Below are 1,064 nucleotides of genomic sequence, written 5' to 3'. Positions count from 1 at the left end.
GATGAACTTTCTCATCACGCGCTAACCGCAGCAAACAAAGAGAAAGAAGGCCTGTGGCCACTGCCTCTGGCTGATTTCCACCGTGGTATGTTGCCGTCAAACTTCGCTGATTTATCGAACATCAGCTCTGGAGACTACAGTCCAGGCGCAAGTACCGCTGCTGCATTTTTGTCTTACTTTGTTGAAGACTACAAGAAAGGCTGGTTGCACTTCGATTGTGCTGGTACTTACCGTAAGTCTGCATCAGACAAGTGGGCGGCTGGCGCGACTGGTATGGGTGTCCGCACTCTTGCTCGCCTTCTTAATGAGCAAGCAGAAAAATAATATTTATGGTGGCGTCAGTTAGGCGCTGCCGTAGTCAAGTAAGTCACTTTTAAACACTATTATTACAAGTACAAAAAGGAAACTTTATGGCTCTAGAAAGAACGTTTTCCATTGTTAAGCCTGACGCTGTGGAAAGAAACCTGATCGGTGAAATCTACAATCGAATCGAGAAGGCAGGCCTACGTATTATTGCTGCGAAAATGGTTCACCTGACTGAAGAGCAGGCGAGCGGCTTTTACGCAGAACATGAAGGTAAAGAATTCTTCCAACCTCTAAAAGAGTTCATGACATCTGGTCCTATTATGGTTCAAGTGTTGGAAGGCGAAAATGCGATTGCACGTTACCGCGAATTGATGGGTAAAACCAACCCAGAAGAAGCGGCAGCAGGCACACTTCGCGCAGATTACGCGCTAAGCATGCGTCATAACTCTGTTCATGGTTCAGATAGTCCTGAATCAGCGGCTCGTGAGATTGAGTTCTTCTTCCCTGAGTCAGAAATTTGCCCTCGCTAATTGGTAGTTAGTTTGTGCTCGTAAAGATAGTTAGCCTCGGATAGTTCCGGGGCTTTTTATTATCGAAACAGTTCGAAGACGCATTGGTGAGGTTGTTTGATATTTAACCGATGTGTTTTTAATGCCTTAGCAAAGACAGGGTTTTAGACCTCTTGTTGTAGCTGCATAAAGGCTGTACAATTCGCGCCCTTATTCTTGTTTCAGTCATTGAGAGGCAACATGACCACT

Annotated in this window: 1 protein-coding gene and 1 pseudogene; both read left to right on the top strand. The window is 45.5% G+C overall.

Going from position 1 to position 1,064, the window contains the following annotated elements:
- A pseudogene (locus tag R7P35_RS26125) lies at positions 1–324 on the top strand (aminopeptidase PepB); the annotation flags it as partial.
- Between the two features lie 86 nt (positions 325–410).
- On the top strand, positions 411–836 hold the full coding sequence (gene ndk / locus R7P35_RS26120; RefSeq protein WP_005460254.1) for a nucleoside-diphosphate kinase: 426 nt from the start codon (positions 411–413) through the stop codon (positions 834–836).
- The last annotated feature ends 228 nt before the right edge of the window (positions 837–1,064 follow it).

The sequence above is a fragment of the Vibrio sp. Vb0304 genome, from assembly GCF_033338995.1.
GTDB lineage: Bacteria > Pseudomonadota > Gammaproteobacteria > Enterobacterales > Vibrionaceae > Vibrio > Vibrio alginolyticus.
This window is presented reverse-complemented; position numbering and strand designations above follow the sequence as displayed.

Coding starts and splice junctions, on each gene's coding strand:
- ndk (WP_005460254.1), top strand. CDS start 411: ATGGCTCTAGAAAGAACGTTTTCCATTGTTAAGCCTGACGCTGTGGAA.